General features: G+C 70.0%; 14 protein-coding genes. 7 read left to right on the top strand and 7 right to left on the bottom strand.

Features of this window, described 5'->3' with window-relative positions; all coding sequences use genetic code 11:
- Positions 1–123 precede the first annotated feature (123 nt).
- The 3 genes from ACFQU4_RS22705 to ACFQU4_RS22695 are packed head-to-tail and all read left to right on the top strand — an operon-like array spanning position 124 to position 1,878.
- Positions 124–1,155, top strand: a complete 1,032-nt coding sequence (locus tag ACFQU4_RS22705) for a M23 family metallopeptidase (RefSeq protein WP_377496232.1) — start codon at positions 124–126, stop codon at positions 1,153–1,155.
- Positions 1,156–1,195: 40 nt separating this feature from the next.
- Entirely contained in the window at positions 1,196–1,441 is a 246-nt protein-coding gene (locus tag ACFQU4_RS22700; RefSeq protein ID WP_377496230.1) for an Arc family DNA-binding protein, read from the top strand.
- Complete coding sequence (locus tag ACFQU4_RS22695) at positions 1,438–1,878, top strand: TA system VapC family ribonuclease toxin (RefSeq protein ID WP_377496228.1); 441 nt, start codon at positions 1,438–1,440, stop codon at positions 1,876–1,878. Before ACFQU4_RS22700 ends, ACFQU4_RS22695 begins: the two co-directional genes overlap by 4 nt.
- Positions 1,879–1,888: 10 nt before the next feature.
- Here the strand turns inward: ACFQU4_RS22695 and ACFQU4_RS22690 are convergent, their stop codons facing one another.
- The 7 genes from ACFQU4_RS22690 to ACFQU4_RS22660 all read right to left on the bottom strand — a co-directional run bounded on the left by ACFQU4_RS22690 (position 1,889) and on the right by ACFQU4_RS22660 (position 10,082).
- Positions 1,889–3,574, bottom strand: coding sequence for an ABC transporter ATP-binding protein (locus tag ACFQU4_RS22690; protein WP_377496226.1), 1,686 nt, complete (start codon positions 3,572–3,574; stop codon positions 1,889–1,891).
- The gene (locus ACFQU4_RS22685; protein WP_377496224.1) at positions 3,571–4,131 is read right to left on the bottom strand and encodes a GbsR/MarR family transcriptional regulator; all 561 of its coding nucleotides are present in this window, start codon (positions 4,129–4,131) and stop codon (positions 3,571–3,573) included. Before ACFQU4_RS22685 ends, ACFQU4_RS22690 begins: the two co-directional genes overlap by 4 nt.
- A 2-nt stretch (positions 4,132–4,133) precedes the next feature.
- Positions 4,134–5,558, bottom strand: coding sequence for a serine hydrolase domain-containing protein (locus tag ACFQU4_RS22680; protein ID WP_377496222.1), 1,425 nt, complete (start codon positions 5,556–5,558; stop codon positions 4,134–4,136).
- 47 nt (positions 5,559–5,605) lie between these two features.
- A complete protein-coding gene (locus tag ACFQU4_RS22675) occupies positions 5,606–6,499 on the bottom strand; it encodes an ABC transporter permease (protein ID WP_377496219.1) in 894 nt (297 codons plus the stop codon).
- Positions 6,492–7,418 carry an ABC transporter permease gene (locus tag ACFQU4_RS22670; RefSeq protein ID WP_377496217.1) on the bottom strand — a complete coding sequence of 309 codons (927 nt, stop codon included), beginning with the start codon at positions 7,416–7,418 and terminating at the stop codon, positions 6,492–6,494. The genes ACFQU4_RS22675 and ACFQU4_RS22670 overlap by 8 nt, the downstream gene beginning before the upstream one ends.
- A gap of 19 nt (positions 7,419–7,437) precedes the next feature.
- Complete coding sequence (locus ACFQU4_RS22665; protein WP_377496215.1) at positions 7,438–9,027, bottom strand: ABC transporter substrate-binding protein; 1,590 nt, start codon at positions 9,025–9,027, stop codon at positions 7,438–7,440.
- Between the two features lie 107 nt (positions 9,028–9,134).
- Positions 9,135–10,082, bottom strand: a complete 948-nt coding sequence (locus ACFQU4_RS22660; RefSeq protein WP_377496213.1) for a tyrosine recombinase XerC — start codon at positions 10,080–10,082, stop codon at positions 9,135–9,137.
- A 69-nt stretch (positions 10,083–10,151) separates the two neighbouring features.
- Between ACFQU4_RS22660 and ACFQU4_RS22655 the strand changes: the two genes are divergently transcribed.
- The 4 genes from ACFQU4_RS22655 to ACFQU4_RS22640 are packed head-to-tail and all read left to right on the top strand — an operon-like array spanning position 10,152 to position 14,249.
- Positions 10,152–11,174, top strand: coding sequence for a lactonase family protein (locus ACFQU4_RS22655; protein ID WP_377496211.1), 1,023 nt, complete (start codon positions 10,152–10,154; stop codon positions 11,172–11,174).
- On the top strand, positions 11,174–12,421 hold the full coding sequence (locus ACFQU4_RS22650; protein WP_377496209.1) for an amidohydrolase: 1,248 nt from the start codon (positions 11,174–11,176) through the stop codon (positions 12,419–12,421). The genes ACFQU4_RS22655 and ACFQU4_RS22650 overlap by 1 nt, the downstream gene beginning before the upstream one ends.
- A gap of 15 nt (positions 12,422–12,436) precedes the next feature.
- Positions 12,437–13,021 carry a peptide deformylase gene (def, locus tag ACFQU4_RS22645; RefSeq protein WP_377496207.1) on the top strand — a complete coding sequence of 195 codons (585 nt, stop codon included), beginning with the start codon at positions 12,437–12,439 and terminating at the stop codon, positions 13,019–13,021.
- A 37-nt stretch (positions 13,022–13,058) separates the two neighbouring features.
- The gene (locus tag ACFQU4_RS22640) at positions 13,059–14,249 is read left to right on the top strand and encodes a hypothetical protein (protein ID WP_377496205.1); all 1,191 of its coding nucleotides are present in this window, start codon (positions 13,059–13,061) and stop codon (positions 14,247–14,249) included.
- Positions 14,250–14,434 lie beyond the last annotated feature (185 nt).

The raw sequence follows: 14,434 nt of genomic DNA, 5'->3' as shown, positions 1-14,434 counted from the left end.
GGTTCCGGACAGTCGGGTTCCGCAAACGGCGGTTGTCCACAGCGCGCCCGGGCCGAAGATCGTTGTCCACAGATTTTCTCGGAGCCGGCGGATCCGGGACCGACCTGCACAGGATCCGAGGGCATGAAGGTACGCACACGCCGCGGGCGGAGCCGGCCCGCCCTGATCCCGGCCGCCCTGATCCTGGCCGGCCTGCTGCTGGTCCTGGCCGGCACCGGACCGGCCGCGGCCGAGGTCCTGCCCGGCACCACCGGCTGGCCGCTGCCCGGGCCGATCGAGGTGGCCCGGCAGTTCGACCCACCGAAGGAACGCTGGGGTCCCGGCCACCGCGGCGTCGACCTCGCCGCGCCCGCCGGGTCGCCGGTGCTGGCGGCGGCGGCCGGGACGGTGACCTATGCCCAGACGCTGGCCGGGCGAGGGGTGCTGGTCGTCGACCACGGCGGCACCCGGACGACGTACGAGCCGGTCACCGCGACCGTGCCGGTGGGGTCCCGGGTATCGGCCGGCCTGCGGATCGGGACCCTGCAGCCGGGTCACTGCCCGCCCCGCGACTGCCTGCACTGGGGCTGGCTGCGCGGCGACACCTATCTCGACCCGCTCCGGCTCGGCGGCAGCGCACCGGTTCCGGGCGGGGACGGCCGGGTCCGGCTGTTCGGCGAGGCCCAGCGCGACCTCGCGGAACGGCGCGCGGCGGAACGAGCGGCTGCGGCGGCCGCGGCCGCCGACCAGGGCGGGTCCGGTGCGACCGGGCCACCCGGCGGCCACGGATTCCTGCCGCCGGTCGCCGGGCCGATCACCTCGCCGTTCGGAATGCGGCTGCACCCGGTCCTGCGGGTGACCAAGCTGCACGACGGCACGGACTTCGGCGCCGGCTGCGGGACTCCCATCCGAGCTCCGTACCCGGGGCGGGTGAGCCAGGTCTTCTTCAATCCCGGGTACGGCAACCGGCTGATGATCGACCACGGGACGATCGCCGGCCGGCACGTGGTGAGTGGCTACAACCACGCGAGTTCGTACGCGGCGAGCCCGGGACAACAGGTCGCGCAGGGCCAACTGATCGGCCGGGTCGGCAGCACCGGCTACTCCACCGGCTGCCACCTGCACCTGATGCTCTGGCTCGACGGCGAAGTGGTGGACCCGATGAGCTGGTGGTAGTGGATATGCATCGGCATATCCAGCACGTATGCTCGTATGCATGCGCACGACCATGAACCTCCCCGACGCCCTGATGGACGAGGTCCGGGAACGGGCGAAGGCCGAGCACCGAACGGTGACGAGCCTGATGATCGAGGCGCTGAACGACCTGCTGGCGAAGGATCGAACCGTGACCGAGAAGTACAGCCTCCCCACCGACGGCTACCCGAACGGGCGGATGTTGATCGACATCGACGACAAGGACGCCGTGCAGCAGCACTTCGACGAGGAAGACGGCTGGTTGTGATCCTCCTCGACGTCAACGTGCTCGTGTACGCGTTCCGAGAGGGCGCGGATCGGCACGCCGACTATGCGCGATGGCTCGGCGAAGCCGTGAACGACACCGAACCGCTGCTGCTCGCCGACCCGGCGCTCACCGGGTTCGTCCGGATCGTGACCGACCCGCGCATCTCGAAGCCGGTGTCCTCCACCGCGAGTGCGTTCGGTTTCGTCCGGGCGCTCCAGGCGGCACCACCGGCTCGATCGGTCGCCTCGACGCCCCGGTCGTGGGCCATCTTCGACGAGTTGCTGCAGAGCGATCGCCGGCTCAGAGGACGCGCGGTGTCGGACGTGTATCTCGCGTCGCTGGCGTCTGCGCACGGCGCCCGGCTGGCGACGCGGGACCGTGGGTTCGCCCGGTTCGGCAAGCAGTTGCGCTGGTTTGATCCGGCGGACGCAGGCTAGGCGACGCAGGTTAGGCGACGCCGGCCAGGCGGGCCTCGCGGCGACGGGCCTGCTCGACCGGATCGGGCACCGGCGCGGCCGCCAGCAGCCTTCGGGTGTACGGGTCGGTGGGCGCGTTCAAGATCGCTGCACAGCTGCCCTGCTCCATGATCAGGCCATCGTGCAGCACCGCGACCCGGTCGCAGACCTGCTCGACCACCGCGAGGTCGTGGCTGATGAACAGACAGGCGAAGGCGAACTGCTGCTGCAGTGCGACCAGCAGCTCCAGCACCGTGGCCTGCACCGAGACGTCGAGTGCCGAGGTGGGTTCGTCGGCAATCAGCAGATCGGGTTCGAGCGCGATCGCCCGCGCGATCGACACCCGCTGCCGCTGCCCGCCGGACAGCTCGTGCGGGTAGCGACCGGCCCAGCCGGCCGGAAGTTCCACGCTCTCCAGCAGGCTGCGGACCCGGCCGGTCAGCTCGGCGCCGCGGACACCCCGGTGCACCAGCAACGGTTCGCCGATCGACTGGCCGACGGTGTAGCGCGGGTTGAGCGAGCCGGTCGGGTTCTGGAACACGGCCCCGATCCGGGACCGGACCGCGCGCAGTTCGGCCCTCCCGGCGGTCGCCATCGAGACCCCGCCGACCCGGACGTCGCCGCCGCTGATCGGAGCCATGCCGAGGACGCTGCGGCCGATCGTCGACTTGCCCGAGCCGGACTCGCCGACCAGCCCGCAGATCTCGCCCGGGCCGAGCCGGAGGTCGACGCCGGCGACGGCGCGGACCCGGTGGCCGCGCCGGCCGCGGTACTCGACGACCAGGCCTTCGATCTCCAGCGGAGGCGCCTCAGCCGCGTCGCCCGCCGGCTCCGTCGTGGGTTCGTGATCTTGGGCGCGGCCGGGTTCCGGATCGCTCCGCTGGGTGCCGGGGACGGCCGCCAGCAGAGCCTTGGTGTAGTCGTGCTGCGGCCGGGCGAACAGGTCCCGGGTGCCGGCGACCTCGACGACGTTCCCCTGCCGCATCACCACCACCCGTTCGGCGACGTCGGCGACCACGCCCATGTCGTGGGTGATGATCATGATCGAGACGCCGGTCCGCCGGCGCAGGGCCATCAGGACGTCGAGCACCTCCTGCTGCACGGTGACGTCGAGTGCCGTGGTGGGCTCGTCGGCGATCAGCACCTCCGGATCGCAGGACAACGCCATCGCGATCATGGCTCGTTGGCACTGGCCGCCGGACAGCTGGTGCGGATAGTGCCGCAGCCGCTGCTCCGGGTCGGCGATCTCCACCATCCGGAGCAGTTCGACGGCCCGCTCCCGCGCCTGCCGGCGATCCAGGCCGGGCTGGTGCCGCCGGATCATCTCGACCAGCTGGGACCCGATGGTGAAGACGGGGTCCAGCGCGTTCACCGGGTCCTGGAAGATCATCGCGATCCGCTTGCCCCGGATCTCGGTGAGCCTGGCCCGGCCCGCGGTCAGCAGGTCCTGATCATCGAGCAACACCCGGCCGCCGACCCGGGCGTTCCCGGGCAGCAGGCCGATCGAGGCCAGGCTGGTCACGCTCTTGCCGGAACCGGACTCGCCGACCACGGCGAGCACCTCGCCCTGCCGCAGGTCGAACGACACCCCGTCCACGGCCCGCTGCCACTGTCCGCCGACCAGGAAGTCGACCACCAGGTCCTCGAACGCGAGCACCGGCCGCCCCGCCGAGGTCACGACGGATCCTCGTCGGCGTCGATGTTGTGGGTCTCGTTGTACGCCTTCCAGTCGGCCAGCATCTTGCGGTGATAGGTGGCCAGCCACTCCATGTAGTTGCGGGCGTTGCGGAGCCGGCGGCGCGGGCCGGTGAGCGTGGCCGGCACGTCGGCGAGCAGGTCGGAGAACATGGCGCGCTGCCGGTCCAGGTAGCGCCGTTCGCCGGCCAGGAAGGTGCCCCAGATGTCGTCGTCGACCGTGTAGTAGTGGCTGCGGTCGCCCGGGATCGCGTGCCGGGCGATGAAGCCCATCTCGATCAGCCGGCGGGTGGTCCCGGAGATCGAGCCGGCACTCGCCTTCAGCGCGCCGGCCAGCTCCGCCGAGGAGACGTACGGCTTGCCGCTGGTCATCAGGTACGCGAGCACCCTGCCCTCCATCCGGGGCGAACCGGCCAGCTCGCGGAGCACCCCGAACGACTCGATGAACTCCCGCCGGCGCTCGCTGGTCTCCCAGTCCTCCGTCGGGTCGGGACTCGGCTCGGGCTTGCTGCGGCCGGTGCGGTTCGCGGACTTGGCCATGATCAACTCGTTCCGGTGCCGGCGGTGCCGTTGCTGATCTGGTCGGCCCGGCGGGCCAGGAACACGTCCACCGGCCACCGGGTGCCACCGCCGTAGCGGACCGATTCGACCGACCCGTCGGCGGCCCAGCTGAACCGGATCGGTTCGCCGGCCAGCCCGAACCCGGCCGCCGCGGTGCCGACCAGGGTGTTCTCGTCGACGAACCGGAGCTCGTCGTAGGAAGCGGTCGGATCCGGGGCCGCGGCATAGAAGCCGACCAGTCGGCCGCCCAGCAGCGCGATCTGCACCACGCCCATCAGGTTCGCGAACAGGCCGGTGAACCGGGACAGGTCGTGGTCGGCCGCCGCCGGATCGGGGTCGTGATCACCGGCGGCGAGGTTGAGCAGCTTGACCACGCCGTCGGCGAGGGCGGTCGCCGGGCCGCCGATGCAGTTGGTCAGGACGCTCACCGCGACCTGCTCGGCCGGGTCGAGGTAGGTCCGCGTGATGTGGCCCGGGTAGCCGCCGCTGTGCCCGACCACCCGGCGCTCACCGATGGTGGTGACGTCCATGCCGAGCCCGTAGGTGCCCTGCTCGACGCCGTTCGTCACGACGGTGCTCTCGTCCCGCTGGATCAGCCGCTTGGCCGGGTCGTCGATCAGCTCCCCGGCGCCGGTGAAGTGGGCGGCGGCGTAGCGGACCAGGTCCTCGGCCGTGGAGTAGAAGCCGGTCGCCGCGGCCATCCCGCGGGTGTCGATGTGGCCGATCGCCTGCCGCGGTTCGGCGCCGTCGATCAGCCCGGAGTGGCCGGCCGCGAACCGGTCGGCGAGTTCGGGCCGCCACTCCGGCCCGGTGTCGGCCAGGCCGAGCGGCTCGATGATCTTGGTCTGGACGTACTCGTGGTAGGAGACGCCGGACGCACTCTCGACGGCCAGGCCGAGCAGCGAGTAGCCGACGTTGGAGTACTTGAAGTGCTCGTTGGTCTGGTAGACGACGCCGTGCTCGCGGCACAGGTCGATCAGCTCGGCCCGGTCCGGGAACGGCCGCATCAACTGCCAGAAGTCGGTGTCCACGCCGTCCCTGATCACGCCGCCCTGATGACCCAGCAGCTCGCGCAGGGTGACCGCTCCGACGCCGGTCCCGGCCAGCTCGGGGACGTGCGCGTCGATCCGGTCGTCCAGCCGCAGGCTCCCCTGCCCGACCAGCTGCAGGACGGCGGTCGCCGTGAACGTCTTGGAATGCGACGCGATCCGGAACAGGTGATCGGTCCGCAGCGGCGTACCGGCCGGTTCGTCGGCGAACCCGTACGCCTGCGAGGTGATCAACTCGGCCCCGACCCGGACCGCGGCCTGCACGCCCGGGGTGCGCAGGTAACGCCGCTGGTACGCCAGCCAGGCCTCGATCGCCGGTGCCGCCTCGCGCGCCGTCTCGACGCTGTATCCCGTCATCGTCTCCCTCTCCGTGGTTCGTCGGTCTTGATCATCGCTCGGCGCACTCAAGAACGGGCCCTCGGGTTGATCGCGTCCCGCAGCACGTCGCCGATCGTCATCAGGCTGAGCACCGTCGCGGCCAGGAAGATGCTCGGATAGATCAGCATGTGCGGCGCCCGCTGGAACACGGCCTGCGCGCTGGCCAACTGCAGACCCCAGGAGATCGACGGCGCCCGCAGGCCCAGGCCGAGGAAGGTCAGGGTCGACTCGGCGACGATCACGCCGCCGACGGTCAGCGTCGCGACCGCGAGCACCGGCCCGATCGCGTTCGGCAGCACGTACTGGCCGAGGATGCGACCGGTCGGCAGCCCCATCGCGGTCGCCGCCTGGACGTACTCGGCGCCCCGGATGCCCCGCACGCTGGTCCGGACCAGCCGGGCCAGCGTCGGCCAGGCGAACAGCGCGAGCACCAGCGCGACGGTGATCACCGAGCGGCTGCCCAGCGTGTTGAGCACCACGATCGCCCCGAGCAGGAACGGGAAGCCGAGGAAGATGTCGGTCAGCCGGGCCAGGATCGAGTCGAGCAGCCCGCCGACGTAACCGGCCAGGGTGCCGACGACGAGCGCGATGCCGAGCGCGATCGCGGTACAGACCAGGCCGACGATCATGGACGCCCGGGCGCCGTGGATCACGTTCGCGTACACGTCACAGCCCTGCACGTCGAAGCCGAACGGATGCCCGGCGGTCGGCGGCTTCACGCTGCGGGACAGGTCGCAGACCCGCGGGTCCGGATGGCCGAACAGCCCGGCGAACGGTTCCGGGACGACGGCGATCAACATCATGATCGTCAACACGCCGAGCGGCAGCCAGAACAGCACCCGGCGCCGCACGGTGGCCCAGACGCCGCGCGCCTGGGGACCCTCGACCGCGATGTCGGCGGTCAGTACCTGATCAGTCATGACGCACCCGCGGATCCAGCAGGGAGTGCAGCACGTCGACGATCAGGCTGGTCACCAGGAAGATCAGCACCAGCGCGGTGGCGATGCCGACGACCGTGGGACCTTCGTGGGTACGGATCGCCTGGAACATCAACTGCCCGACCCCGGGCAGATTGAAGATGCCCTCGGTGACGATCGCCCCGCCGAGCAGGGCGCCCAGGTCCACCGCGAGATAGGTGAGCACCGGGATCGCCGAGTTCCGCACCACGTGCACGCCGACCACCTGATGCGCCGGCAGCCCCTTCGCCCAGAGCGCCCGGACGAAGTCGGTCCGCATCGTGTCCGCCACGCTGCCCCGCATCAGCCGGGACACGGCGGCCAGCCCGTAGATCGCCAGCACACAGGCCGGCAGCAGGTACGAGACCGGCCAGCCCTCCGACACCCCCGCGATCGGCACCACGGCCAGCCGGACGCCGAAGATCAACTGCGCGGCCACGGCCATCACGATGATCGGGATCGAGGTGACCACGATCGTCATGATCAACACGCTCCGGTCGAGCCAGGAGTTCTGCCGCAGGCCGGCCAGCAGTCCGAGCCCGATCCCGAACACGACCTGGATCACCCAGGCTGTCAGGGCCAGCTGGATCGTCACCGGCCACCGGCCGGCCAGCCGCTCGGCGACCGACCGGCCGTTCAGGTCGACCCCGAGATCGCCGGTCAGCAGCGTGCCCAGGTAGCGGAGGTACTGGCTCCACAGCGGGTCGTCCAGGTGGTACTTCGCCCGGATCAGTTCGACCGTTCGTGGCGGCAGCGGCTGGTCCCCGCCCAGCGCGGCGACCGGGTCACCGGGCAGGGCGAAGACCGCCGCGTAGATCACGAACGTGACCCCGAAGAACACCACGACGAGCTCGGCGAACCTGCGGACCAGGAACTTGATCACGTGGTCATCCCGGTCATGATCACTGGCCGGCGAGCTCGGTGAACTCGATGTTGATCGAGCCGACACCCTCAGCCAGCTTCGCCACCCGCTCCGACGTGGCGTAGGTGTACTTCTCGAAGAACATCGGCGGCGCCGGGAAGTCCTTCATGATCGCCTTCTGCACCGCGACGTAGCCGGCGATGGCTTGCTCCTGATCAAGCTCGGCGTCGGCCTTGGCCATCAGCTGCTCGACCTCGTCGGTGTAATGGGGGATGCAGTTCACGCAGCCGCCGGTCTTCAGGTAGAACTCGCGCAGCGTGTTCTGCTGGCTGGCGTACAGGGCACCCCAGCGGGAGAAGTACGGCCCGGTCAGCTTGCGCTCGTTGCGCAGCTTCTGGAACTCCGGGAAGTCCGTCGTCGGGGTCGCGGTCACCTCCTCGATGCCGAGGTTCTGCCGGAGCTGGTTGGCGTAGGCCTGGTAGAGCTCGTCCAGCCCGGAACCGCCCGGGTACCTGATCTCCATCGAGCCGGTCCAGCCGCCGGCCTCGGCGAGCAGCTGCTTCGCCTTCTCCGGGTTGAAGGTGCACAGCTCGCCGCACAGGCCGACGGGCGTGCCCGGCTCCCCCGGCGGGGTCAGTGCGGTCGCCGGTTCCCAGATCCCGCCGTAGATCGCGTCGCTGACGGCCTGCCGGTCGATCGCCATCGAGATCGCCTGCCGGACCCGGATGTCGGAGTACTTCTCCTCCCACAGGGGCAGGCCGAGATAGTTCATCCCGAGCCCCTGGAAGACGTACGCGCGATCACCGAAGTCGGTCTTGACCTGATTCATCCGGCTGGCCGGGACGAACAGGACGTCGGTGTTACCGGCCTGGACGTCGGTGTAGGCGGTGGTCATGTCCGTGTACGGCTTGAACACGATCTCGTCGACGGTCGGCTTCGGACCGGCGTACTCCGGATAGGCCTGCACGGTGACCGGCTCGTTCTCGGTGTAGCTGCCGACGATCTTGAACGGACCGTTCCCGATCGGCGCCTTCGCGAAGCCCTCAAGATCATCGTAGGCGGCCTCCGGCAACGGGAAGAAGCCCGTCTGCGACTGCGAGACCTGGAACGGGAACTGACCGTCCGCGCTCTTCAGCTTCACCGTGAAGGTGTGATCATCGACGATCTTGAGCCCGGACAACTCCTTGACCTTCGGGTCACCCTTCTCCGGGTTCAGGTCCTCGTAACCGACGATGTTGGCCAGCTGGCCGCTGTTCTCCCAGGCGTTCGGCCCGTACGCGGTCGCGTTCCAGGCCTTGACGTAGCTCTCGGCGGTGACCGGCTCGCCGTTGTGGAAGGTCCAGCCGTCGCGGAGCTTGATCGTCCAGTTCACCGCGTCGTCGGAGGTGACCGACTCCGCGTTGAGGCCGGTGATCGATCCGTCCGCTTCGGCGAACATCAGACCGGAGAAGATCACTCTGGTCTGGGCGAAGGCGATCGTCTGCCGGCCCGGGTTCAACGTCACCGGGTCGCCGACCGCCATGGACACGGTACGACTCTGCTGCTCAGTGCCCGATCCACTGCCACCGCCCGCGCAACCGGTGAGGATCAGGAGGGCGGCCAGCAGGACCGCCGGGATGCGGGAACTCATGCAACGTGATCTTGAAGCCCGGCCCAGACGCAGTCAATAGCAAATCTCAGAAGTTTCAGTATGAAATGAAACCTTAACGAGAGCGTGACATCGGCCCGAGCGGCGAGTCAGGCGCGTGGATGGGCCTGCTCGTACGCCCGCCGAAGCCGGTCCGTGGTCACATGGGTGTAGATCTGGGTGGTCGCCAGCGAGGCGTGGCCCAGCATCTCCTGCACGCTGCGCAGGTCGGCGCCGCCCTCCAGCAGATGGGTCGCCATCGCGTGCCGGAGGCCGTGCGGACCAAGATCAGGAGCGCCGTCGGTGAGCCGGAGCGCGCGGTGCACGATCCGCCGCACCACCCGTTGATCGATCCGCCCGCCGCGTTCGCCGAGGAAGATCGCCGGCGGCGACGCGGGGATGCGCAGCGCCTCCCGGCCCTCGGCGATCCAGCGGTCCAGCGCCCGGAAGGCCGGCGCGCCGAGCGGCACCGTACGTTCCTTGCGGCCCTTGCCGAAGACGCGGAGGGTGCGCCGGTCGGCGTCGACGTCGGTGAGGTCGAGCCCGCACAGTTCGGCCACCCGGACGCCGCTGCCGTACAGGACCTCGAGCAGGGCGACATCGCGCAGGGCGACCGGGCCGCCCTCCTCCGCCGCGTACGTGATCGCCTGCTCGAGCATCTGCCGCGCATCGGCCGCGTCGAGTGTGTCCGGCAGCCGTCGTTGCAGCTTCGGGGAGCGCAGCGACACGGCCGGGTCGGTCTCGATCTCGCCGACCCGGCGGGCCCAGGCGAAGAAGACCCGCGCGGCGGTCGCCCGGCGCTGGATGCTCGACCGGGCCTGGCCGACCGACTGCTGCCGGGCCAGCCAGCTCCGCAGGTCGCCCAGGGTCGTCTCGGCCAGCCGGGTCCGGCCGAGGCGGGTCAGCTGCTCCAGCAGCGAGGTGAGGTCGGCGCGGTAGGCCCGTACCGTGTGATCGGAGAGTTGCCGCTCGGACCCGAGGTGCCGCAGGTAGCGGTCCAGCAGCTCGCGGTAGCCGTCCGCCAGCTCGGGTTCGGCGGGATCCGGGGCGGTGGGCACGTTCTCACCATCCGTCGGCTGTGCACCGAGGACAAGTCGCCACGCCGCAACCGTGATATGCAAGACATCGTGCCTCTACCTCACCTGAGCCAGCTCATCGTCGGCGGCTACACCCCGACCCTGGGGGACGGATCCGGCCTCGTGACCTTCCGCGTCGCGCCGGACGGAGCCTCCCCGATCGGGACGGTCGAGATCGACTCGCCGAGCTATCTGATCAAGCACCCGGACCTGCCCCTGCTGTACGGGGTGTCCGAGGGTACGAACTCCATGGTGGCGGCGTTCCGGCTGACCGAGCGTGGCCCGGAGTTGATCAACAGCGTGCCCAACTCGGGGCCGGGGGCCTGCCATCTGTGCCTCAGCCCGGACCGGCGGTTCGTGATCACGGCGAACTACGGGTCCAGTTCGGTGTCCGCCTTCGGCCTGGCGGACGACGGCAGCCTGACCGGGCAGACCGACCTGCTCGAGTTCACCGGCACCGGTCCGGACGCGAGCCGGCAGTCGGAACCGCACCCGCACCAGGTGGTCGTCGACGGCGAGGTGATCCTGGTCCCCGATCTCGGCACCGACCGGGTGCACCGGATCGGGATCGACGGCGACGGGAAGCTCGGCCGGGCCGGCGATCCGGTGCTGTTGCCGCCGGGCACCGGGCCGCGCCATCTGGTCCTGGTCGATGATCAACTGGTGGTCGCCTGCGAGCTGTCGGCCGAGGTGTGGTGGGCTCCGCGTACGGGCACCGGCGGTGACACCGGCCAGCGCGTACCGGCGTCCGGAAGCTCAACCCAGGAACGGATCTACCCGTCCGCGATCGTGGCCGACGGCTCGTCGATCTTCGTCGCGAACCGCGGCTCGGACACCATCGCCGCGTTCCAGCTCACCGACGGCACCGTCCGGCCGGCGGTCGAGGTGTCCTGCGGCGGCGCCTGGCCGCGCGACCTGATCGCCACCGACTCGCACCTGTGGGTGGCCAACCAGAACGACGGCACCGTGGTCGCGATCGGCCGCGATGATCTTGCCGCCGGGAGGATCGACGGCACGATCGAGACGCCGAGTCCGTCCTGCCTGATCCCGCTCACCGAAGGAGTCGACGCCTGATGCCGAAGCAGACGCCCCCGTCCACCTTCCCGCGCCGCCCGGGCGAGCTCGCCGTCGTCGGCGGCCGGGTCGTTCCGATCGTCGGCGAGCCGATCGAGAACGGCACCGTGCTGATCAAGGACGGCGTGATCACCGAGGTCGGCGCCCGGGTCAAGATCGGCAAGAAGGCCGAGGTGATCGACGCGACCGGTCAGTGGGTGCTGCCCGGGTTCGTCGAGGCGCACGGTCACGTCGGCGTGCACGAGGAGGGCAACGGCTGGGCCGGCCAGGACACGAACGAGATGACCGACCCGGTCGGGGCCCGGTTCCGTGCCCTGGACGCGATCAACCCGGCCGACGAGGGCTTCCGGGACGCCCTGGCCGGCGGCATCACGTCGGTCGTCGTGAAGCCCGGTTCGGGCAACCCGATCGGCGGCCAGACCGTCGCGATCAAGTCCTGGGGCCGGATGGTCGACGAGATGGTGTTCGCCCAGCCGTGCAGCATCAAGTCCGCGCTGGGCGAGAACCCGAAGCGGGTGTACGGCGAGAAGAAGCAGACCCCGGCCACCCGGCTCGGCGTCGCCGCCGTGATCAGGGAGGCGCTGCGCAAGGCGCAGGACTACCAGGCCAAGCGTGATCAGGCCGAGCAGGACGGCAAGCCGTTCGACCGGGACGCCAACTCCGAGGTCCTGGTCTCGGTGCTGACCGGCGACGTGCCCTGGTGTCAGCACACCCACCGCGCCGACGACATCGCGACCGCACTCCGGCTGGCCGACGAGTTCGGCTACCGGCTGGTGATCAACCACGGGACCGAGGGTCACCTGCTGGCCGACGTGCTGGCCGAACGGGGCGTGCCGGTGATCATCGGACCGCTGTTCACCTCGCGCAGCAAGGTCGAGGTGAACCAGCGCCACCTGCGCAACCCGGGCCTGCTGGCCAACGCCGGCGTCAAGATCGCGATCACCACCGATCACCCGGTGGTACCGATCAACTTCCTGGTCTACCAGGCGATCCTCTCGGTCAAGGAGGGCCTGGATCCCCGTACCGCCTTGGAATCGATCACGATCAACCCGGCCGAGATCCTCGGCCTGGCCGACCGGGTCGGTTCCCTGGAGCCGGGCAAGGACGCCGACCTGGTCCTCTGGGACGGCGATCCGCTGGAGATCATGAGCCGGGCCAGGCGGGTGATCATCGAGGGCCGCGAGGTCTACCACTACGATGCGGAAGCCGGCGCCGGGTTCACCGAGGACCCGTACCGGCTCTCCTAGGAAGGACCTGCTTCGGTGGCGACCCTGACCGACCTGACCAGCGGTGGCACGATCCTGCCGATCACCCGTTGGGGTACCCCGGTCATGCATGCCAAGACCCGCCCGGTGACCGAGTACGGCGACGAGCTGCATCGGCTGATCCGGGACATGTTCGCCACCATGCGTGCTGCTGACGGCGTCGGCCTGGCGGCGACCCAGGTCGGCATCGATCTCAGCGTCTTCGTCTACGACTGCCCCGACGACGATCACCAGCGGCAGGTCGGCGTCTTCTGCAATCCGGAGGTGACCCTGCCCGAGGGCAAGGACCGGGTGTTGGAGACCGAGGAGGAGGGCTGCCTCTCGCTGCCCGGCGCGTACGTCGAGCTCGCCCGCCCCGACCAGGCCACCTGCCACGGCCAGGACGCCTTCGGCCAAGATCAGGAACTGGTCGGCACCGGCCTGCTGTCCCGCTGCCTGCAGCACGAGACCGACCACCTGTTCGGGACCGTGTTCGGCGACCGGCTGTCCGGCCGGCTTCGGAAGAAGCTGTACCGCCGGCACGAGGAACTGTCCGACGAATACCCGGCCGACTGGCCGGTCAGCCCGCGACAGGACTCCTGAACCGGGGTCCGGACCGCCGCCGGGCGTGGAGGGTGAGATGACCGATCACGACGGACAAGTCCGAGAATTCCTGGCGGCGGCGACGCTGCACCGGCGCGACATCGACCGGTTCCTCGACCCGGCCGAACCGAACTGGGCGAGGTTCGACGCCCAGCTCGGCTATCTGCCCCACGATTCCAGGGTCGTCGACGGTCACGGCGGCGCGACCAGCACCTACCGCTACGGCGCGCTGGGCGAACGGCTCGTGATCAACTATCAGGACCGTCACTGCCGGCTCCACAGCTTCGGGGACAGCTTCACCCAGTGCCATCAGGTGAGCGACGGCGAGACCTGGCTGGAGTATCTCGCCGCCAACCTGGGCGAGCCGATCCGCAACTTCGGCGTCGGCGGCTTCGGCGTCTACCAGGCGGCGCTCCGGCTGCAGCAGGTCCAGGCGACGGCCGACGGCACCGAGTACGTGATCTTGAACATCTTCCTCGATGATCACTACCGGAACCTCGACTCCTACCGCTTGCTCCGGGTCGGATCGGCCTGGTGGCGCGAGCAGCGCGAGCTGCCGGTCGGTATGTTCCACGCCAACCCGTGGCGCCATGTCCGGCTCGACGCGTCGGGCCGGCTCGTCGAACGGCCCAACCCCTGCCCGACCCCGGAGTCGCTCTACGACCTCTGCGACACGGACTTCCTGATCGAGACCTTCGGTGCCGACCCGATCGTCCAGCTGCTCGTCGCCGGCCAGACCGGCGACTTCTCCTTCATCCAGGACCAGGCCGAACTCGCGAACGCCCTCGGAGTCGAGTTCGACCCGAGCACGGACGAGGCCAGGGCCGCGTCGGCCCGGCGCCTCTACACCGCCTGCGCCTTCCGGTCCTCGATCGAGATCATCCAATCTGTGCGCGAGGAGCTCGCCCGCCGCAAGCAGCGCCTGCTCGTGCTGCTCAGCTATCCCGGCGGCGAGGTGGCCGCCGCCTGCGCCGGACAGCCGCGGGCGGACCTGGCCTTCGTCCGGCGGCTCGACGCGCTCGGCATCGACTACGTCGACGGCCTGGCGGCGCACCTGCAGGACTTCGAGGCGTTCGCCCTCACCCCGAACGACTACGTCGATCGCTACTACCACAGCCACCACACCCCGGCGGGCAATCACTTCTTCGCGATGAACGTCGCCAAGCCAGCGCTGATCAACTGGCTGGAGCCACGCCCACCCGCCTACCGCGGCGAGGCCGGCAGTTGATCGCCCTGGACAGCTCTCGATACCGGCAGCCGCCAGTATGCGCCGGGCGGCCCAGATCGCCGCTGGGACGATTGTGTAAGCACGAGGAACGGTTCGACGGCGTTCCCGGAGATTTGACCGGGCGGTCCGCGAAGGAACTCCTGGAGTCGACCCCGGAACACCGGCCGAAGCTACAGATACTGTGC

It is taken from the genome of Microlunatus sp. GCM10028923 (assembly GCF_042666975.1).
In the GTDB taxonomy this organism is placed as follows: Bacteria; Actinomycetota; Actinomycetes; order Propionibacteriales; family Propionibacteriaceae; genus Microlunatus.
This window is presented reverse-complemented; position numbering and strand designations above follow the sequence as displayed.